The 19,244-nt window shown below is 62.2% G+C and carries 16 protein-coding genes; 7 read left to right on the top strand and 9 right to left on the bottom strand.

Annotated features, from left to right (window positions below; genetic code table 11):
* The first annotated feature begins 92 nt into the window (after positions 1-92).
* On the top strand, positions 93-1,241 hold the full coding sequence (gene argE, locus OGL93_RS07115; protein ID WP_263261779.1) for an acetylornithine deacetylase: 1,149 nt from the start codon (positions 93-95) through the stop codon (positions 1,239-1,241).
* Positions 1,242-1,370: 129 nt separating this feature from the next.
* The gene (gene argA / locus OGL93_RS07110) at positions 1,371-2,669 is read left to right on the top strand and encodes an amino-acid N-acetyltransferase (RefSeq protein WP_263261778.1); all 1,299 of its coding nucleotides are present in this window, start codon (positions 1,371-1,373) and stop codon (positions 2,667-2,669) included.
* Positions 2,670-2,716: 47 nt separating this feature from the next.
* On the opposite strand, the gene gshA is transcribed toward argA, so the two are convergent.
* The 3 genes from gshA to OGL93_RS07095 all read right to left on the bottom strand — a co-directional run bounded on the left by gshA (position 2,717) and on the right by OGL93_RS07095 (position 7,169).
* Positions 2,717-4,300 carry a glutamate--cysteine ligase gene (gene gshA / locus OGL93_RS07105; protein ID WP_263261777.1) on the bottom strand — a complete coding sequence of 528 codons (1,584 nt, stop codon included), beginning with the start codon at positions 4,298-4,300 and terminating at the stop codon, positions 2,717-2,719.
* A gap of 164 nt (positions 4,301-4,464) precedes the next feature.
* A complete protein-coding gene (locus OGL93_RS07100; RefSeq protein WP_263261776.1) occupies positions 4,465-4,848 on the bottom strand; it encodes a PaaI family thioesterase in 384 nt (127 codons plus the stop codon).
* Complete coding sequence (locus OGL93_RS07095; protein ID WP_263261775.1) at positions 4,848-7,169, bottom strand: Tex family protein; 2,322 nt, start codon at positions 7,167-7,169, stop codon at positions 4,848-4,850. Before OGL93_RS07095 ends, OGL93_RS07100 begins: the two co-directional genes overlap by 1 nt.
* Before the next feature lie 232 nt (positions 7,170-7,401).
* Here OGL93_RS07095 and ompR point away from each other — a divergent pair, with 232 nt between their 5' ends.
* Together ompR and OGL93_RS07085 are read left to right on the top strand one after the other, a co-directional pair.
* On the top strand, positions 7,402-8,142 hold the full coding sequence (gene ompR / locus OGL93_RS07090) for a two-component system response regulator OmpR (RefSeq protein ID WP_263261773.1): 741 nt from the start codon (positions 7,402-7,404) through the stop codon (positions 8,140-8,142).
* Positions 8,143-8,238: 96 nt separating this feature from the next.
* Positions 8,239-9,549, top strand: coding sequence for an ATP-binding protein (locus OGL93_RS07085; RefSeq protein ID WP_263261772.1), 1,311 nt, complete (start codon positions 8,239-8,241; stop codon positions 9,547-9,549).
* A 129-nt stretch (positions 9,550-9,678) separates the two neighbouring features.
* Here OGL93_RS07085 and rimK read toward each other — a convergent pair whose 3' ends face one another.
* Both rimK and OGL93_RS07075 read right to left on the bottom strand, forming a co-directional pair.
* On the bottom strand, positions 9,679-10,584 hold the full coding sequence (gene rimK / locus OGL93_RS07080; RefSeq protein ID WP_263261770.1) for a 30S ribosomal protein S6--L-glutamate ligase: 906 nt from the start codon (positions 10,582-10,584) through the stop codon (positions 9,679-9,681).
* Positions 10,581-11,063, bottom strand: coding sequence for an ATP-dependent zinc protease (locus OGL93_RS07075; protein WP_263261768.1), 483 nt, complete (start codon positions 11,061-11,063; stop codon positions 10,581-10,583). The genes rimK and OGL93_RS07075 overlap by 4 nt, the downstream gene beginning before the upstream one ends.
* Positions 11,064-11,259: 196 nt before the next feature.
* Between OGL93_RS07075 and OGL93_RS07070 the strand changes: the two genes are divergently transcribed.
* On the top strand, positions 11,260-11,661 hold the full coding sequence (locus OGL93_RS07070) for a S4 domain-containing protein (protein ID WP_263261767.1): 402 nt from the start codon (positions 11,260-11,262) through the stop codon (positions 11,659-11,661).
* Between the two features lie 25 nt (positions 11,662-11,686).
* Here OGL93_RS07070 and OGL93_RS07065 read toward each other — a convergent pair whose 3' ends face one another.
* Positions 11,687-12,487 carry a phosphatase PAP2 family protein gene (locus OGL93_RS07065; protein ID WP_263261766.1) on the bottom strand — a complete coding sequence of 267 codons (801 nt, stop codon included), beginning with the start codon at positions 12,485-12,487 and terminating at the stop codon, positions 11,687-11,689.
* 106 nt (positions 12,488-12,593) lie between these two features.
* Between OGL93_RS07065 and hslO the strand changes: the two genes are divergently transcribed.
* Both hslO and OGL93_RS07055 read left to right on the top strand, forming a co-directional pair.
* Complete coding sequence (gene hslO / locus OGL93_RS07060) at positions 12,594-13,496, top strand: Hsp33 family molecular chaperone HslO (RefSeq protein ID WP_263261765.1); 903 nt, start codon at positions 12,594-12,596, stop codon at positions 13,494-13,496.
* 177 nt (positions 13,497-13,673) lie between these two features.
* Positions 13,674-15,218, top strand: a complete 1,545-nt coding sequence (locus OGL93_RS07055) for a phosphoenolpyruvate carboxykinase (protein ID WP_263261763.1) — start codon at positions 13,674-13,676, stop codon at positions 15,216-15,218.
* A 110-nt stretch (positions 15,219-15,328) separates the two neighbouring features.
* Here the strand turns inward: OGL93_RS07055 and OGL93_RS07050 are convergent, their stop codons facing one another.
* From OGL93_RS07050 to OGL93_RS07040, 3 genes are all read right to left on the bottom strand, one after another.
* Complete coding sequence (locus OGL93_RS07050; RefSeq protein WP_263261762.1) at positions 15,329-16,075, bottom strand: hypothetical protein; 747 nt, start codon at positions 16,073-16,075, stop codon at positions 15,329-15,331.
* Positions 16,076-16,259: 184 nt separating this feature from the next.
* Entirely contained in the window at positions 16,260-16,721 is a 462-nt protein-coding gene (locus OGL93_RS07045) for a glycine zipper domain-containing protein (protein WP_263261760.1), read from the bottom strand.
* A 179-nt stretch (positions 16,722-16,900) separates the two neighbouring features.
* Positions 16,901-19,243: an FdhF/YdeP family oxidoreductase gene (locus OGL93_RS07040; RefSeq protein WP_263261759.1), complete on the bottom strand. Its 2,343-nt coding sequence runs from the start codon at positions 19,241-19,243 to the stop codon at positions 16,901-16,903.
* Between the last annotated feature and the right edge of the window lies 1 nt (position 19,244).

The following is a 19,244-nucleotide window of genomic DNA, read 5'->3' as shown; positions in this document are numbered from 1 at the left end:
AGGAGTCGCGCACCGGCGTTTACCCTTACTGGCCGGATGCGCCAGCTGTGGTACAACAGTGCTCTGTCAATCGCTGCCCCAGGAAGCCTTCGATGCCTGCGCTTACCTTAAAAGACCGCTTCGCCGCGCTTATTGCCTCTCCGTCGGTCAGTTGCACCCAGGCCAGCCTGGATCAGAGCAACGGCCCGGTGATCGATCTGCTGGCCAGCTGGCTGTCGGAACTTGGGTTCGCGTGCGATCTGCGCGAGGTGTCGCCGGGCAAGTTCAACCTGCTGGCTTCCTATGGCAGCGGCCCTGGCGGCTTGGTGCTGGCTGGCCATAGCGATACGGTGCCGTTCAACGAACAGTTGTGGGCAACCGACCCGCTGAAGTTGACCGAGGTGGACGGCCGCTGGGTCGGGTTGGGTAGCTGTGACATGAAAGGGTTCTTCGCGCTGGTGATCGAAGCGGTGCGGCCATTGTTAAGCCAACCGTTTCGGCAGCCACTGCTGATCCTCGCCACCTGTGACGAGGAAAGCTCCATGGCAGGTGCCAAGGCACTGGCCCGGGAGGGCGCTCCGCTTGGGCGTGCCGCGGTGATTGGCGAGCCTACCGGGCTGCGGCCGATCCGCCTGCACAAAGGGGTGATGATGGAGCGTATCGACATCCTTGGGCGCAGCGGTCATTCCTCCGACCCCAGCCTGGGGCACAGCGCGCTGGAGGCCATGCACGAGTCGATCAGCGAGCTGATGGGGCTGCGCCGCGAATGGCAGGGGCTTTACCACAATCCACAATTCAGCGTGCCGCAACCGACGCTGAACTTCGGTTGCATCCATGGCGGGGACAACCCCAACCGGATCTGCGGCCAATGCTCGCTGGAGTTCGATCTACGCCCGCTCCCCGGCATGGACCCTGCGGTTCTGCGCGAGGCGATCACCCGGAAGTTGCGCCCAATCGCGCAGCGGCATGAGGTGGAGATCGATTACCGGCCGCTGTTCGCCGAAGTACCGCCTTTCGAACAGCCCGCAGACAGCGAGCTGGTGCGTGTCGCCGAAAAACTCACCGGGCACAGGGCAGAAGCAGTGGCATTCGGCACGGAGGCGCCGTATCTTCAGCAGCTGGGTTGCCAGACCCTGGTGCTGGGCCCTGGAGACATTGCCTGTGCGCATCAGCCAGGCGAGTTTCTCGAAATGTCCCGGCTGAACCCTACGCTGAGTCTGATACAAGATCTCGTTGAATATTATTGCCTGCGGCCCGTATAGCTGAGGCACCCGGGCTGCCGGGCGAATTGTCTGGAAGAAGGAGAGGCGCGCGTGTTGCCAGGCCTGTTACGACGATAACCGTCTCGCGTTTGCACCCTCGCTTCGTCTTTTTTCCCTACAGGCCTACTTATGCCCGAATACGTCAATTGGCTTCGCCACGCCTCGCCCTATATCAATGCCCACCGGGACTGCACCTTTGTGGTGATGCTGCCCGGGGACGGCATCGAAGACCCGAACTTCGGCAATATCGTCCATGATCTGGTGCTGCTGCACAGCCTTGGCGTACGCCTGGTGCTGGTGCACGGATCCCGCCCGCAGATCGAAAGCCGGCTTGCCGCGCGCGGGCTGACGCCGCACTACCATCGCGGGTTGCGAATCACCGACGGCCCTACTTTGGAATGCGTGATCGATGCCGTGGGCGCTTTGCGCGTGGCCATCGAAGCGCGGCTTTCAATGGACATGGCCTCGTCCCCCATGCAGGGCGCCCGCCTGCGCGTGGCCAGCGGCAACCTGGTGACCGCGCGGCCCATCGGCGTGGTTGAGGGCGTGGACTACCATCACACCGGCGAGGTGCGACGGATCGACCGCAAGGGCATCAATCGGCTGCTGGATGAGCGCACCATCGTGCTGCTGTCGCCGTTGGGTTATTCGCCTACCGGGGAGATCTTCAATATCGCCTGTGAAGACGTAGCCACGCGCGCCGCTATCGAACTGGGCGCAGACAAGCTACTCCTGTTTGGCGCCGCGCCGGGTTTGCTGGATGCCCGCGGCCAGTTGGTACGTGAGCTGCGCCCACAGCAAGTCCCTGCGCATTTGGAGCGCTTGGGCAGCGACTATCAGGCCGAGTTGCTCGATGCCGCCGCCGAGGCTTGTCGCGGCGGCGTTGCCCGAAGCCATATCGTCAGTTATGCGGAAAACGGCGCGCTGCTTACCGAACTCTTTACCCGCAACGGTGGCGGCACGCTGGTCGCCCAGGAGCAGTTCGAGCAGGTGCGCGAAGCGAACATCGATGACGTGGGTGGCCTGATCGAGCTGATCAGCCCGCTGGAAGAGCAGGGCATTCTGGTACGCCGCTCTCGTGAGGTGCTCGAACGCGAGATCGAGCAGTTCAGCGTGGTGGAACGCGAGGGCATGATCATCGCCTGTGCCGCGCTCTATCCCATCGCGGGTTCCGACACCGGCGAGCTGGCGTGCCTGGCGGTGAACCCGGAATACCGCCACGGCGGGCGAGGCGATGAGCTGCTTGAGCGGATCGAGGCTCGGGCGCGTGAACAGGGCCTCAAAACCCTCTTCGTGCTTACCACCCGCACTGCGCATTGGTTCCGTGAGCGGGGCTTCAGCCCCAGCGGCGTGGAGCGGCTCCCAGCCGCTAGGGCTTCACTGTACAACTACCAACGCAATTCCAAGATCTTTGAAAAACCGCTGTAGGCCTGTTCGGGGCTTCGCACGCCCTTTACGGGGCGTGCGTGCGAACCTTATTGGCTAATCCCTAGAATGCTGGCTTGGTATGCGGCCACGAACAGGTCGAACTCACCCACCTCGGTGCGTTCAAGCTCGCTTTGCCGGGCAAGTGATGCCTGGGCCTGTGCCTCGAACTCCTGTCGTACCTCGCTAGGCAAGGGCGTGGCGCGGAAATAGTCCGCGTGGGCTTGGGTCTGGCGCAGGGAAAACTGGCTGAAGCTTTCCTTGTGTGCCGCCATGCTCGCCAGCACTTGCGCCGAAGGCGTGAGGGAGGGGTCGGCCACCTTGGCTCGCTGGTCTGCCAGCGCCTTGCTGTGCTCCTCCAGCCCGTGGCTGCGGTCGAGCAATTGCGCCACCGGCTCGATCGCCGAGAGCAGCTCATCGGCCCATTGCCGCAGGCTGATGGCTTGGCCATCGCGCTGCAGCTCCAGGCCAGGACGGCGACCTTCCTTGACCACCTTGAGGAAATTGTCCGTGCAGTGACCGCAGTCGCGCCCGTCGAGCAGCGGGCTGCTTTCCATCGCGCAGTACAGCAGGAAGGCGTCGAGGAATCGAGCTTGCGCCAGGTCGACTCCGGTTGGCAGGAACGGGTTTATGTCGAGGCAGCGCACTTCCACATACTGCACGCCACGGGCCATCAGCGCCTGGATCGGCCGCTCGCCGGTATAGGTAACTCGTTTGGGGCGGATGCTCGAGTAGTACTCATTTTCGATCTGCAGCACGTTGGTGTTGAGCTGTACCCACTCACCATCTTTATGGGTGCCGATCTCCACGTAGGGTGGGTAGGGCGTGGCCACCGCCTGGCGCAGGCTTTCGGTATAGCTGTGCAGGTCGTTGTAGCAGGGGGTAAGGCCTGCCTGGGCGTTGTTCTGGTACCCCAGGTCGCTCATGCGCAGGCTGGTGGCATAAGGCAGGTAGAGGGTAGTGGCGTCCAGGGTCTCCAGGCGGTGCGAGCGCCCACGGAGGAAGCCTGTATCAAGGGCCGGCGATGCGCCGAACAGGTACATCAGCAACCAGCTGTAGCGGCGGAAGTTGCGGATCATCCCTATATAGGCCGCGGATTGGTAGTCCCGGTCGGTGGCTTCGCTGTCTTCAGCCGTTCGCAGCAACGGCCACAGGGCCTCGGGCAGCGAGAAGTTGTAATGAATCCCTGCAATGCACTGCATGGTCCGCCCGTAACGCACGGCCAGGCCCTTGCGGTACACGTGCTTGAGTTGGCCGATATTCGAGGTGCCGTACCAGGCAATGGGGATGTCTTCCTCGGCGGGAAGGGCGCAAGGCATCGAGGGCCCCCACAGCATTTCGTCGCCTAGCGCGGTATAGGCGAAGCGATGAATGGTGTCCAGGCTTTCAAGAGTTTGCACAGGATCGGCCAACGCCGGGGTGATGAACTCGAGCAGCGCCTCGGAATAATCCGTGGTGATCTGTTCGTGAGTCAGGGCCGAGCCAAGCGCTTCGGGATGAGGCGTTTGTGCCAGCCGGCCATCCTGGGTGACGCGCAGGCATTCGCGCTCGATACCGTGCAGGCACTGCTTGAGCAGGGACAGGTTGGCAGGCGCGCCGAGCAATTGCAGGCGGCGGTTGAGAAGTTCGCTCAAGTTGATGTCCTTACGCGTCGATCGCCCCGATATGGGGATGGCCGTGACGTTATGCAAGGTCGAAGCGGGCGCCCGATCGTTTGGAGCCGGTGTTCGGCCGCGTCAGGTTTGCCATTCGGCATTGCTTCTTACCTGCCGAACTTACCCCAGTTCGCTTGGCCGGGCTATAGAGCGGCGAAGGTCCCTTGGGCCTTGGCCACCATTTTGCTGCCTTGCATCACCTCCGCTTCGACTACCAGGGTGCGGCGGCCGGCGTGGATCACCTTGGCAACACAGCTCACTTCGCCATCGGCCACCGCCCGCAGGTAGTTGATCTTGCACTCCAGGGTCACGCTCTGCTTGTCGAAGCCATGGGATGTGGAGCAGGCCAGGCCCATGGCGATATCGACCAGGCTGAACAAGGCGCCGCCATGCAGAACCCCGCCGCGGTTACGCAGCGGTGGGGTCAGCGCGAGGGCCACTTCGGCTGCGCCTTCGTCCAGGCGGACGACTTTGCAGCCCAAGAGTTGGCTGAAGGCGCTTTGCGCGACGTCCGCCGGGATGTCCATCAGCGTTTCTTCAATGGCTTAGCGTTGGCGAACAGGCTTGCCATCGCTCCGTTGGCCGGCGCTGCGGTCGCAGTCTCGCGTGCCTTGGCGGCGGGGGCGGGACGGTTGCCAGCCGGGCGGCTGCTGCCACGGTGACCTTCCACTTTCTCCCCAGGTGTATCGCTCATGCGCATGGACAGCCCGATGCGCTTACGGGGGATATCCACTTCCATCACCTTGACCTTGACCACGTCGCCGGCTTTTACCGCCTCGCGAGGATCTTTGACGAATTTCTCAGACAAGGCCGAAATATGGACCAGGCCGTCCTGATGCACTCCAATGTCGACGAAAGCCCCAAAGTTGGTCACGTTGGTAACTACGCCTTCCAGCATCATGCCCGGTTGGAGGTCCTTCAAGTCCTCGACGCCGTCTTGGAAGGCGGCGGTCTTGAATTCAGGGCGCGGGTCGCGGCCGGGTTTGTCCAGTTCCTTAAGGATGTCGGTCACGGTGGGCAAGCCGAAGGTCTCGTCGGTATAGCGGGCCGGATCGAGGCGGCGCAAAAAGGTGCTGTCGCCGATCAGCGAACGGATGTCGCGATCGGTCTGGGCGGCGATGCGCTGCACGAGAGGGTAGGCTTCCGGGTGAACCGCCGAGGCGTCCAGCGGGTTGTCGCCATTCATCACCCGCAGAAAGCCCGCGGCCTGCTCGAAGGTCTTTTCCCCGAGACGGCTGACTTTTTTCAGCTCGGCGCGGGTGCGGAAGGCGCCATTGGCGTCCCGGTGGGCAACGATGTTCTGCGCCAGGGTCGCATTAAGGCCCGAGATGCGTGACAACAAGGCTACGGACGCGGTGTTCACGTCCACCCCCACAGCGTTCACGCAGTCCTCCACTACCGCGTCCAGGCCCCGCGCCAGCTTCAGCTGAGAGACGTCGTGCTGGTACTGGCCCACGCCGATGGACTTGGGATCGATCTTGACCAGCTCGGCGAGCGGGTCCTGCAGGCGTCGGGCGATGGACACGGCGCCACGCAGCGATACATCCAGCTCCGGAAACTCTTTGGCCGCCAGCTCCGAGGCTGAGTACACCGACGCACCCGCTTCGGACACCATGACCTTGGTGAGCTTGAGGGCTGGGTATTTTTTGATCAGCTCGGCAGCGAGCTTATCCGTTTCCCGGCTCGCAGTGCCGTTTCCGATGGCGATCAGGTCCACGTTATGCCGGGCGCAAAGTGCGCCTAGGACGGCAAGGGTCTGGTCCCACTGGTTTTTCGGAACGTGCGGGTACACGGTGGCGGTGTCCAGCAGCTTGCCGGTGGCATCGACCACCGCCACCTTGCAGCCGGTGCGCAGGCCGGGGTCCAGCCCCAGGGTCGCGCGAGGGCCGGCGGGGGCAGCCAGCAGCAGGTCATGAAGGTTGTGGGCGAATACATTGATCGCTTCGGCTTCGGCCTGCTCGCGCAGCTCGCCAAGCAGGTCATTTTCCAGCGAAGTATAGAGCTTGACCTTCCAGGTCCAGCGCACCACCTCGCCCAGCCATTTGTCCGCTGCGCGGTTCTGGTTCTTCAGCCCGAAATGCTCTGCCACCATCAGCTCGCAAGGATGGAGAGTGCCGGGCAATTCCTCGCCGACTTTCAGCGAAACGCTGAGGATGCCTTCGTTGCGCCCGCGAAAGATCGCCAGGGCCCGGTGCGAGGGTACGTTCTTGAGGGGCTCGTCGTGCTCGAAGTAGTCACGGAATTTCGCCCCTTCCTCTTCTTTGCCGGGCACGATGCGTGCGGCCAGGGTCGCCTGCTCGTTGAGAAACCCGCGCAGCCTGCCGAGCAAGGTGGCGTCCTCGGCGAAGCGTTCCATGAGAATGTATTTGGCGCCTTCAAGAACCGCACGCACATCGGCATAGCCTTTTTCGGCATCGACGAAGCGCGCAGCTTCTGCCTCGGGGGCTAGCTGCGGGTCGCCGAGCAGGGCGTCGGCCAGCTCACCGAGGCCGGCTTCGAGAGCGATCTGGCCCTTGGTGCGGCGTTTTTGCTTGTATGGCAGGTAGAGGTCTTCGAGGCGGGTCTTGGTATCCGCCAGGTTGATTTCGCGGGCGAGTTCCGGGGTCAGCTTGCCTTGCTCTTCGATGCTGGCCAGGATGCTCGCGCGGCGCTCGTCGAGTTCGCGAAGGTAGCGCAGGCGTTCTTCAAGATGGCGCAGTTGGGTATCGTCCAGGCTACCGGTCACTTCCTTACGGTAGCGGGCGATGAAGGGCACGGTAGAGCCTTCATCGAGCAGGGCAACCGCGGCTGCGACCTGTTGCGGGCGCACGCCCAGTTCTTCTGCGATGCGGCTATTGATGCTTTCCATAAAACCACCTGAATACTGTAATGCCTGTGCCCGCTGCAAGCAGGCGGCAAACCGGGCCGGGCACTCGCCGGCGGAAAAAGCGTCGCATTATAACCAGCGAAACGTGGCAAGGGGCCTCGCCGGTGCATTTCCGACTGTCCGAGACGTGCCCAGGAAAAATCTGCTAACAATGCGCAAAGCACGTCCCATGGCCGCTGCGACATAATGCGCGCCGACAGCAAAGGAGTCTTTCATGAGCAGCACCGCCCAGATCACCGAAGGCGAAAAAATCCTTATCGTGGATGACGACCCCGGCTTGAGCAGCCTGCTGGAGCGCTTCTTCGTCAGCAAGGGCTACCGCGCTCGCGCCGTACCCAACGTCGAGCAAATGGACCGCCTGCTCAGCCGCGAGGTGTTCAACCTGGTGGTGCTCGACCTGATGCTGCCCGGCGAAGATGGCCTCTCCGCGTGCCGTCGGTTGCGCGCCGCCAATAACCAGATCCCGATCATCATGCTCACGGCGAAGGGTGACGAATTGAGCCGTATCAAGGGGCTGGAGCTCGGCGCCGACGATTACCTGGCCAAACCGTTCAACCCCGATGAACTGGCCGCACGAGTGAAAGCGGTATTACGCCGCCAGGCCACGCCAGTACCCGGCGCGCCTGCGGCAAGCGACGAAACCGTTTCCTTTGGCGATTACGAGTTGTCGCTGGCCACGCGGGAGCTCAAGCGCGGCGAAGAAGTACATATGCTGACCACGGGTGAGTTCGCGGTGCTCAAAGCACTGGTTATGCACGCTCGCGAGCCACTAACCCGAGACAAGCTCATGAACCTTGCCCGCGGCCGCGAATGGGATGCGCTCGAGCGTTCCATCGACGTGCAGATTTCCCGGCTGCGCCGGATGATCGAACCCGACCCTTCCAAGCCTCGCTATATCCAGACGGTCTGGGGTGTCGGCTATGTCTTCGTGCCGGACGGCAACCCCAGCAAGTGACTCACCTTTTTGACAGGTGGTGCCCTCGCGGCAACGCCTGCTTGTTCTTGTATTGCCGGGGCGCTCGGCTCGTTACTCCGAGGTATGCTGGCACCTATGAAAACCCCGTTGTGGTTCCCCCAAAGCTTCTTCGCTCGCACATTGTGGCTGGTGCTTATCGTCGTGCTGTTTTCCAAGGCGCTGACCTTGGTGTACCTGCTGATGAACGAAGACGTGCTGGTGGACCGGCAATACAGCCACGGCGTTGCCTTAACACTGCGGGCTTATTGGGCGGCTGACGAAGCCAACCAGGGCAAGATTGCCGAAGCCGCGGGTTTGTTGCGAGTTTCCGGCGAGGCTGTGCCGGAGGGCGAGCAGCACTGGCCGTACAGCGAAATCTACCAGCGGCAGATGCAGGCGGAACTTGGCGACGACACCGAGGTGCGATTGCGGGTGCATGCACCACCAGCGCTGTGGGTACGAGCGCCGAGCATCGGGCCGGACTGGCTCAAGGTCCCGCTCTACCCCCACCCTTTGCGGGGTCAGAAAATCTGGAGCGTGCTAGGTTGGTTCCTGGCTATCGGCCTGTTGTCCACTGCCTCGGCCTGGATCTTCGTCCGGCAACTCAACCAGCCCTTGAAGCACCTGGTGTTCGCTGCGCGCCAGCTTGGTCAGGGACGTAGCGTGCGCTTGCCGATCAGCGACACGCCCAGTGAGATGACCGAGGTCTACAGCGCCTTCAACCAGATGGCAGAGGATGTCGAGCAAGCTGGCCGCGAGCGAGAGCTAATGCTGGCCGGGGTTTCTCATGACCTTCGAACACCGCTGACGCGCCTGAGATTGTCATTGGAGCTGATGAGCAGCGACAGTGAATTCGCCGAGGAAATGGTCCGTGACATCGAAGACATGGACGCCATCCTCGACCAGTTCATGGCCTTTATCCGCGATGGTCGCGACGAAACCGTCGAGGAGGTCGACCTCGGTGCGCTGGTTGAGGAGGTGGTCGCTCCGTTCAACCAGCCCGAGCCGCAAGTTCGGCTGTGCCTGGAACCTATCCCGCCCTTTCCGCTGCGGCGTGTTTCGATCAAGCGGCTGCTGAACAACCTCATTGGCAACGCCTTGTATCACGCCGGCACCGGGGTTGAAGTGGCGGCCTTCGTATCGGGCGATTCCAGCGCCCCTTATGTAGTGCTCAGCGTGCTGGACCGAGGTGAAGGAATAGACCCGCTGGAGTTCGAGGGCATTTTCAATCCCTTTACCCGTGGGGATCGGGCGCGCAGCAAGGGTACCGGGCTAGGCTTGGCGATCGTCAAGCGGATCGCCTCGATGCATGGGGGCAATGTAGAGCTGCGCAATCGCGCCGGTGGCGGGCTGGAAGCGCGAGTACGGCTGCCACTGAACCTGATGTTGCCGCGAGACGCGGTTTAGCGGCATGTCGAGTGGCGTGTCGCCCGCTGCGGGCCAAGCCCGGCCGCTACGGCGAGCGATGCAGCAGACGGCCTAGCCTGCGAGATATTCCGCCGCATTAACCGCCACTGTAAGCCTGGCGGTGGGCCCTCAGCCCTTGCCTTTGGTGCGCGTAAGGTTGGGGCCGCCGTTTTTTTCCAAATGCTCGATGATCATGCTGGCGACGTTCTTACCAGTGGTGGACTCGATCCCTTCCAGCCCCGGTGAGGAGTTGACCTCCATGACCAGCGGCCCATGATTGGAACGCAGGATATCTACCCCTGCCACGCTCAAGCCCATTACCTTGGCGGCGCGAATGGCTGTCATGCGCTCTTCCGGGGTGATCTTGATCAGGCTTGCACTGCCGCCTCGGTGGAGGTTGGAGCGGAATTCGCCCGGTTTGGCCTGCCGCTTCATCGAGGCGATCACTCTGTCGCCGACCACGAAGCAGCGGATATCGGCACCACCGGCTTCCTGAATATATTCCTGCACCATGATGTTCTGCTTCAGGCCCATGAACGCTTCGATCACAGACTCAGCCGCCTTGGTCGTTTCACACAGCACTACACCAATGCCCTGAGTGCCTTCGAGTACCTTGATCACCAGGGGGGCGCCATTGACCATGCGGATCAAATCCGGAATATCGTCCGGGGAGTGCGCAAAGCCGGTTACCGGCAGGCCAACCCCTTTGCGCGACAGTAGTTGCAACGATCGGAGCTTGTCCCGCGAGCGAGCGATGGCCACGGATTCATTGAGCGGGAACACGCCCATCATCTCGAACTGGCGCAGCACGGCACAACCATAAAAGGTTACAGAGGCACCGATACGCGGGATGACCGCGTCGAAGCCCTCTAGCGGCTTGCCCCGATAGTGAATCTGCGGCTTGTGGCTGGCGATGTTCATGTACGCCCGGAGCGTATCCACTACGACCACTTCGTGACCGCGCTCGATGCCGGCCTCGACCAGCCGGCGGGTGGAATACAGGCGCGGGTTGCGCGATAGCACAGCGATTTTCATTGAACACCTGGGGCAGTGGAAAGGGAGGCCGGGGATAGCGGTTTGTCCTGCAGGTAAGTCTTGCCGGGGTTCACTACCAACTGGCCGTCTATCAGCGCCTTGGACCCCAGCAACAGCCGATAGCGCATGGCCCTACGGCAAGCGAGGGTGAACTCGACCTGCCAGACCCGATCGCCGAGCGCCAGCAACGTGCTTATGACATAGCGCGTTTGCGCTAGGCCGTTGGAGCTTTTGATGGTTTTCATCGCCACCAGCGGCGCTTCGCAGCGCCGATGACGCAACTGGACGACCGAGCCCAGGTGAGCGTTGAAGCGCACCCAAGGTTCCCCGTTGCGCTCGAAGGGCTCGATTTCACTGGCATGCAGGCTGGACGTGCTGGCGCCAGTGTCTATTTTGGCGCGCAGCCCCGCTACGCCTAGTTCAGGTAGGGCGATCCATTCGCGCAGGCCAATGACGGTAAGGTGGTCGAAAGTCTTCAACAAAAAATCGCCCGAAATAATTCACCCAGACGCGCAGCGGCGGCCATCACGACAGACCCGCCTTTGCATAGACCGCGGCACCGCGCAGATTGCGTCAGCGGTTGCGCTTGTGCCGCACTGTAAACAAAGCAAGGGCGCGTTGCATCCATCCGCGACGGTAGTAGAGTGGATGGATGTTTCCAAATGAGGTCAGGCAGTGGCACAGCAGGCTGAGCACGACGAAAAGGTCCGGCTGGACAAATGGCTCTGGGCTGCGCGGTTCTACAAGACCCGCGCCCTAGCCAAGGCGGCTATCGAGAGCGGCAAGGTGCACTGCCGCGGCGAGCGCTGCAAACCCGGCAAGGAGCCGAAAATCGGCGACGAGTTCCAATTGCGGACCGGCTTCGACGAGCGGACAGTGGTCGTGATGGCATTGTCAGACGTGCGCCGTGGTGCCCCCGAAGCCCAGCAGCTTTATGCCGAAACCGAGCAGAGCATTGCCCGCCGCGAACAGGCCGCGGCGTTGCGCAAGGCCGGCGCTTTAGGTGTTGCCAGCGACGGCAAACCTACCAAGAAGCAGCGCCGGCAGCTGTTCCAGTTCCGTTCCGAGGGTTCGTAATGGCCGGTGGTCGGGAGCCGCGCCTCTACGAGGCGCTGACCACGCTCAGGCGGCGAATCCCCGGCAGCTTGGTAAGCAGGTTGAACACGGGGTTGGTCAACTCCACGAGCCAGGTGCTGGCATGTGCCACAAAGGGCGTGTAGCAAGACCACCCCAGCGCTAACAGCGCCATGATCATGCCGCCGATGTAGTCATCCTGGCCCCAGTGCGCGCCAGCAACCAGGCGCGGCATCATGAACAGCAGTGTTAAAGCCCACACCACCAGCCACTGGCCGGCGCGACGGCTGTTATAGCTCATATAAAAGGCCCAGATCAGCAGTACCGAGGCATGGTCGCCCGGAAAGCTGGAACTGGATTGATCCTTGAGTTCCCATTTCTTCTCTAGGTAGGGATACCAGTCGCTCAGGTGAACCGCCCCCGGCAGCACCAGGGTAGGGCTGTCATGTTGCCAGCCCATCGCGTCGCACACCTTCGAAAACAGCGCACGCACCACCAATAGCAGTACCAAGGTGGCGATGAAGCCCCAGAACGCTTGACGTACCTGAGCCGCCTTAAATACCCAGTCGCCGCGGATCAACAGCAGCAGTAGAATGAGGCCGACCAGTGCGTCGAACGGCCGCAGGCTGCCCACAGTCCATACATAACGCCAACCCACGTTGGTCGCCAAGGGCTGGTTAAGCTGAGTGAACAGTGCCTCGTCAAAGGCGGTGAAGGCCGTATGGCCGGCAGGCCATACCCAAGCGCACAACAACGCAATCGCAATCAAGTTGCACAGGAGCAGCCCGCGCGGATTCCAGCTTGCCCGGAACAGTGCCGGTTTGTTCATATATACCTCTGTCAGCGACGTCCTATCGCACCCCTGCTGGTGCATCGAGTCGGGCTTTTATCAGCGCCGATACATATTTTGTCATCTTTTTGTGATAGCCGAACCTATGCACGATCTGCCGAACAATGATTTCACCCAACGTTTCATCTTCGACGACGCCGACGTGCGCGGCGAAATGGTCTCGCTAGAGCGCAGCTATGCCGAAGTCTTGGCTAAGCATCCCTATCCCGCACCTGTGGCGAAGTTGCTAGGTGAGTTCGTCGCCGCTGCCGCGTTGCTTGCCGGGACACTCAAGTTCGACGGCTTGTTGATACTGCAGGCGCGGTCCGACGGGCCTATTCCCCTGCTGATGGTCGAGTGCTCCAACACGCTGCAAGTGCGTGGGCTCGCCCGCTACGACCAAGCGCTGATCGGTGCGGAAGACGGCTTGCAGGCGCTGATGCCCAATGGCACTCTGGCAATGACCATTGACCCCACCCAGGGGCAGCGGTACCAGGGCATCGTTTCGCTTGATGGGGAAAATCTCTCGGCGTGCTTCTCGAACTACTTTGCCCTGTCGGAGCAATTGGGTACTCGTTTCCGGCTCGAGGCGGACGGCCACCGGGCACGGGGCATGTTGCTGCAGCAGTTGCCTGCGGAAAAACGCAAGGATCCACAAGAACGTGACGATAACTGGCAGCATTTGCTGGCGCTGGCCGGTACCTTGAGCACGCAAGAATTGCTGAGCCTGGACAACGAGACGATCCTGCACCGCCTCTATCACGAGGAGCAGGTGCGGCTTTTCGATCGGCAGCCGGTGGAGTTCCAGTGCAGTTGCTCGCGGGAGCGCTCGGCGCGGGCGTTGATCAGCCTCGGCGAGGACGACGCACAAGCGTTGCTCAAGGAAGAAGGCGGCACCGTGGAAATCGATTGCCAGTTCTGTAACCAGCGCTACCTGTTCGACGCCGCAGATGTTGCGCAACTCTTTGCGGGCGGTGGAGTCGATGCACCGTCAGATAGCCGTCACTGAACAGTTTCAGCAACGTAAATAAGGCTGCAAGCGCCGGAATAGCGCCGTTTCGAGCGGAGAGAGCTACTCTTTTCCCTCGGTTCTAGGCATAATCCGGCCACTTTTTAGCTGTAGTAGGGTGCGGTTTTCTACTACAAACGTTTGGAGCACTCGGCTAAATCGCCGACGGGGATTCTCATGACGCAAGCCAAAAACGCCGTGTATACCGATATCAGCATCGCTCAACTGGTCGAAGAGGCCATCCGTCGCGGTGAAGGTGAGCTTGCCGCCAATGGCTCGCTGGTCGTGAAAACCGGGCACCGCACCGGCCGTTCGCCAGTCGACCGCTTCATCGTGGAAGAGCCGTCCAGCCAGGACGACATTGCCTGGGGCCCGATCAACCGCAAGTTTGCGGCGGACAAGTTCGACGCCTTGTGGGATCGTGTCAGCGCCTACGTTGCCGAGCGCGATCACTTCGTTTCCCATGTTCACGTAGGCTCCGACGCCAGCCACTACCTGGCCGTGAAGATGACCACCGAAACTGCCTGGCACAACCTGTTCGGCCGTTGCCTGTTCATCAACCCGGAGCAGTACAACCCTGCCTCCCGGCAAGAATGGCAGGTACTCAACGCTCCTTGGTTCACCTGTGAACCAGAGCGTGACGGCACCAACTCCGACGGCTGTGTGATCATCAACTTCGCCGCCAAGAAGGTCCTGATCGCTGGCATGCGTTACGCCGGCGAGATGAAAAAGGCCATGTTCTCCGTACAGAACTTCCTGCTGCCGGCCGCTGACGTTCTGCCGATGCACTGCGCGGCGAACATGGGCGAGGATGGCGACGTTACCCTGTTCTTCGGCCTGTCCGGCACCGGCAAGACCACCCTCTCGGCGGATGAAAGCCGCTACTTGATCGGCGACGACGAACACGGTTGGGGCGAAGGCGTAGTCTTCAATATCGAAGGTGGCTGCTACGCGAAGTGCATCGACCTGACCCAGAAGAACGAGCCGGTGATCTGGAAAGCCATCCAGTTCGGCGCGGTGCTGGAAAACGTGGTGCTGAACCCGGAAACCCGCCTACCGGACTACACCGACGATAGCCTGACCCAGAACAGCCGTGCGGCTTATCCTCGCGAACTCATCGACAAGATCGCACCGAAGAACCTCGGTGGCGAGCCCAATGCCGTTATCTTCCTGACCTGCGACCTGACCGGTGTGCTGCCGCCAGTGTCGATCCTCAACGAAGAACAGGCCGCTTACCACTTCCTGTCCGGCTATACCGCACTGGTTGGCTCCACTGAAATGGGTTCCGGTGCCGGCATCAAGTCGACCTTCTCCACCTGTTTCGGTGCGCCGTTCTTCCCGCGCCCGGCTGGCGTTTACGCTGAGCTGCTGATCAAGCGCATCCGTGCCTTCGGTTCCAAGGTATACCTGGTTAACACCGGCTGGACCGGCGGTGGCTACGGCGTGGGCAAGCGTTTCAACATCCCCACTACTCGTGGCGTGATTGCTGCTATTCAAAGCGGCGCGTTGGTTGGCGCTGAAACCGAGCATCTGGACATCATCAACCTGGACGTGCCAAAAGCCGTTCCCGGTGTTGACACCGGCCTGCTCAAGCCGCGCACCACGTGGGCTGACCCGGCAGCTTACGACGAAGCCGCGAAAGGCCTCGCCGCGCTCTTCGTGGAAAACTTCAAGAAATTCGAAGTTTCCGACGCTATCCGTGCCGCCGGTCCTCAGCTGTAATTAGCCCGGCGTAACGAAAAACCCCGCCTGTGTGCGGGGTTTTTTTTGGAGGGTGTTGCGAACGGGGGCAACCGATATTTGCGAGCTGCCGCCCGGTCCTACACGGCCCTTTAGGGCGCAAAGCCCTGCGCGACGGCACAAAACTGGCTGCGTGCATCGCGGGTTTCGCGATCGTGGGCCTTTTCAGCGCGGCGGGTCCAGTCTTTACACTGATCGCGGAAGTACTGCTGGGCGGCGCGGCGGCATTCGCGATGCTCGATGCTGTCGTCCGGAAAGTTGAAGCACACTGAGTTCTGGTCGATCTCGTTATCTTCGATCCGCCAGCGGGCGACATAACGGTTCGGGCCGTCCCACTCGCGGATAGTGACAGATGCAATCTGTACCTGCCGCGGAGCGGTCGCCGCGGGTCTGTTGGCTCCAGCTTTGAACTGAGCCAGATATTGCGCGGACACCAAGCCCTGTGGGGTTGTTGGCGGGGCAGCCTGCTCGGTAGGCGCGGCCGCTTTAGGCGACCCCGCCCTGGCGGGGGCATTGATGATCACTACGGTCGCCTGGTTGACCACTTGATTGGCGACGGCGGTATTCACTACCGCTACTGGACGGACCTCGGGCTCAGTCACCACCGGCGTAGGTGGGTTCGTTGCAGCCACGGCTGCTACGTCACCCGCACCGCCGCGGTTACTCAACCCCCAGCCGGCGATCGCAATCGCCACCACTGCCAACAACCATACGGTACCCCGCCCTTCACGCGCAGGCGGTGCAGGGCGGGCCGAGCGCGCGCTCCCCAGCACCACGTCTATCTGGCTGGGGTCCAGGCGCTGGAAGTGAGTGAGGCCGTCGTCATTGGCTGAAGTCATCGCGGGTTTCCTGGCGTGCCGACACCACTGCGCTGGCTATCGAGCAGGATGATGTCGCAATGCTGTTACATTTGCGCGGCAGAGTAAACGTGACTTCAGAAAATGAACAGAGGGGGCGCGAGCATTTGGTCGGAATGGATCCGAGCAGGAAGGGCGGCGCAAGCCGCCCGGGGTGCAGAGCGGCTTAGCGATGGCGCCAGTGCTTGCGATGCCCGTAATGCCGCCCATGGTCGTGTTCCCAGCGGCGGTCGGCGCGGCCACGGTAATTGCCGCCACGCTCATGGTCGTCGTCCGCGCCCATATAGTTGCCAAGGGCACCTCCGGCGCCACCCCCCGCCGCGGCGCCGATCAGGCTGCCGGTGCTGCCCCCTACGCTGCGGCCGATCACGTTACCGCCGGCTGCGCCCAAGGCGCCGCCAATGGCCGCTTGGCCACGGCTGTGCTTGTCGGCGCCCACGGCACTCCCGGCCGCGCCGCCTAGGCCAGCGCCGATGGCTGAGCCGGTGCTGCCACCTAGCTGTTGGCCAACCACCGAACCCAGAACCCCACCCAAGGCGCCTCCAACGCCAGCTTCGGTAGTGCCGCCGGCAAACGCCGCGCCGCTGACCAGGCTGAGGGACAACGCAATAACGGAGGCAAGCTTCATGTAAGGAATCTCAGGCTTAGGACGGCGCGATCCTGCTGCGGCGAGCCCTGGCTTACAACCGAAAACCGATCAATCGCACGACTTCGTCACAAATAGCTAACTTATTGTTTTAACTATGAAACTTGAGAAGGAAAAGCGGGTCGGAACCTATCCGGCCCGCTTCACCGAAGCGTGCAGGGTCAGAGAATACGCGCGCTTTCGCGGGCACGCTCGAAGCGTATAGCCACGAACTTCGAAGTAGGGGTATGGCTGCCGTCGCCCACGCTTTCCAGCGGAACCAGCGGGTTGGTTTCGGGATAATAGGCCGCCGCCTGACCCGCCGGGATATCGAACGGCAGCAAGGTGAACCCGCTCACCCGCCGCTCGCGCCCATCTGCCCAGACCGACACCATGTCCACCTTCTGCCCCGGCTGATAGCCCAGGCGGATGATGTCTGCTTCGTTCGCGAACACCACCTCGCGCTGCCCGCGCACACCCCGGTAGCGGTCGTCCAGGCTGTAGATGGTGGTGTTGTACTGGTCGTGGGAGCGCATGGTTTGCAGGATCAGATCCGGTGCCGCACCAGCCGCGTGCACTTTGTCGTGGAGCAGGTCGGCCGGGAGCGCGTTGGCCTTGAAATTGGCGCGGCCACTCGCAGTGTTCCAGCGCCGGGCTGCGGCCGTGTTTCCCAGATAAAAGCCGCCGGGGTGGTCTAGCCGGGTGTTGAAGTCGGTGAAGCCTGGAATGGTGTCGGCAATCAGCTCGCGCACGCGCCGATAATCAGCGATCAGCCAGTGCCAGTCCACGGGCCGCGGGCCCAGCGTTGCATGAGCGATACCAGCGATGATCGCCGGCTCGGAGCGCATCAGGGGCGACAGCGGTTGCAGCTGACCGAAGGAGGCGTGAACCATGGAGAACGAATCCTCTACGGTCACCGCTTGCGGCCCCTCTGCCTGGCGGTCGATATCGGTGCGGCCGAGGCAGGGCAGGATCAGTGCCTGTTCGCCGTGGATCAGATGGCTGCGGTTGAGCTTGGTACTGATGTGCACGGTCAGCTGGCAATTGCGCAGCGCTTCGGCGGTCCGCGGGGTATCCGGCGTGGCTTGGGCAAAGTTGCCACCCAGGCCGATGAACACCTTGGCACGCCCGTCGAGCATGGCGTGTATGGCCTCCACGGTGTTGTGCCCCTGCTGGCGCGGCACCGAAAAGCCGAAGCGCTTTTCCATGGCATCGAGCAGGAACACCGGCGGGCGTTCGTTGATGCCCATGGTCCGGTCACCCTGAACGTTGCTATGGCCCCGCACAGGACAGAGCCCGGCGCCTGGGCGGCCGATATTGCCGCGCAGCAGCATCAGGTTGGCCAGCTCCTGGATGGTAGGTACCGAATGGCGGTGCTGGGTAATGCCCATGGCCCAGCACATAATCACCTTGGTGCCTTTGGCGTACATACGCGCGGCGCGCTCCACCTCCACCAAGGGCAGGCCGGACTGCTCTACGATCTGCTCCCAGCTGGTGGCATCCACCATAGCCAGGTACTCATGGACCTCGGCGGTGTGGGCGTTGATGAACTCATGGTCGAACACCGCTGGGCCGCCGCTGGCCTGGGCATCTCGCTCCCACTGCAGCAGGAACTTGGCCATGCCGCGAGCGATGGCCATGTCGCCACCCAACGCCGGGCGGAAGTAAGCGGTGTTGGTCGGGCGGTCACCGTTGGTGAGCATTTCCAGCGGATGTTGCGGGTGCTGGAAACGCTCCAGGCCGCGCTCCTTGAGCGGGTTGACACACACCACCTGCGCGCCTCGCTCCACAGCCTCGCGCAAAGGCTCGAGCATGCGCGGATGGTTGGTGCCAGGGTTCTGGCCCCACACAAAAATCGCATCAGCGTGCTCGAAGTCCTCGAATGTCACCGTGCCTTTGCCCACCCCCACGCTTTGCGACAAAGCCACGCCACTGGCTTCGTGGCACATGTTGGAGCAGTCGGGGAAGTTGTTGGTCCCGAAGGCCCGCACGAACAGCTGGTAGAGGTAGGCCGCTTCGTTACTGGCACGGCCAGAGGTGTAGAACTCAGCCTGATCGGGGCTTTCGAGGCTGTTCAGATGGCTGGCGATCAGGGCGAAGGCATCGTCCCAGGCGATGGGTTTGTAGCGGTCGGTTTCGGGGTCATACACCATGGGCTCGGTCAATCGCCCTTGGTACTCAAGCCAGTAATCGCTCTGCTCAAGCAGCGAGCGCACGCTATGGCGGGCGAAAAAGGCGGCGTCTACCCGGCGCTTGGTCGCCTCCCAGTTGACGGCCTTGGCGCCGTTTTCGCAAAACTTCACCATGCCGTCTTCTGGCGACTCGCCCCAAGCGCAGCCCGGGCAATCGAAGCCGCCGTTCTGGTTGGTCTTGAGCAAGGCGCGAATGTTCTTCAAGGCATTACCGCTGCCCAGCCAGAAACGCGTCACGCTTTGTAGCGCGCCCCAGCCAGCGGCTGGGCCAGTGTAGGGCTTGTAACGCGCAGGGGAGGCGGGGGCTGTCTCGGCCTTGAGTCGGGTAGTCACG

This window comes from Pseudomonas sp. RIT-PI-S (assembly GCF_025642975.1).
Lineage (GTDB): Bacteria > Pseudomonadota > Gammaproteobacteria > Pseudomonadales > Pseudomonadaceae > Aquipseudomonas.
Note: the sequence above shows the minus strand (reverse complement) of the source record. Positions and strands in the feature narration are given on the sequence as shown.

What these genes read in the sequence shown, in the direction of transcription:
- argE (WP_263261779.1), top strand. Translation starts at nt 93, where the DNA reads ATGCCTGCGCTTACCTTAAAAGACCGCTTCGCCGCGCTTATTGCCTCT.
- argA (WP_263261778.1), top strand. Translation starts at nt 1,371, where the DNA reads ATGCCCGAATACGTCAATTGGCTTCGCCACGCCTCGCCCTATATCAAT.
- OGL93_RS07100 (WP_263261776.1), bottom strand. Translation starts at nt 4,848, where the DNA reads ATGGACATCCCGGCGGACGTCGCGCAAAGCGCCTTCAGCCAACTCTTG.
- OGL93_RS07095 (WP_263261775.1), bottom strand. Translation starts at nt 7,169, where the DNA reads ATGGAAAGCATCAATAGCCGCATCGCAGAAGAACTGGGCGTGCGCCCG.
- ompR (WP_263261773.1), top strand. Translation starts at nt 7,402, where the DNA reads ATGAGCAGCACCGCCCAGATCACCGAAGGCGAAAAAATCCTTATCGTG.
- OGL93_RS07085 (WP_263261772.1), top strand. Translation starts at nt 8,239, where the DNA reads ATGAAAACCCCGTTGTGGTTCCCCCAAAGCTTCTTCGCTCGCACATTG.
- rimK (WP_263261770.1), bottom strand. Translation starts at nt 10,584, where the DNA reads ATGAAAATCGCTGTGCTATCGCGCAACCCGCGCCTGTATTCCACCCGC.
- OGL93_RS07065 (WP_263261766.1), bottom strand. Translation starts at nt 12,487, where the DNA reads ATGAACAAACCGGCACTGTTCCGGGCAAGCTGGAATCCGCGCGGGCTG.
- hslO (WP_263261765.1), top strand. Translation starts at nt 12,594, where the DNA reads ATGCACGATCTGCCGAACAATGATTTCACCCAACGTTTCATCTTCGAC.
- OGL93_RS07055 (WP_263261763.1), top strand. Translation starts at nt 13,674, where the DNA reads ATGACGCAAGCCAAAAACGCCGTGTATACCGATATCAGCATCGCTCAA.
- OGL93_RS07050 (WP_263261762.1), bottom strand. Translation starts at nt 16,075, where the DNA reads ATGACTTCAGCCAATGACGACGGCCTCACTCACTTCCAGCGCCTGGAC.
- OGL93_RS07045 (WP_263261760.1), bottom strand. Translation starts at nt 16,721, where the DNA reads ATGAAGCTTGCCTCCGTTATTGCGTTGTCCCTCAGCCTGGTCAGCGGC.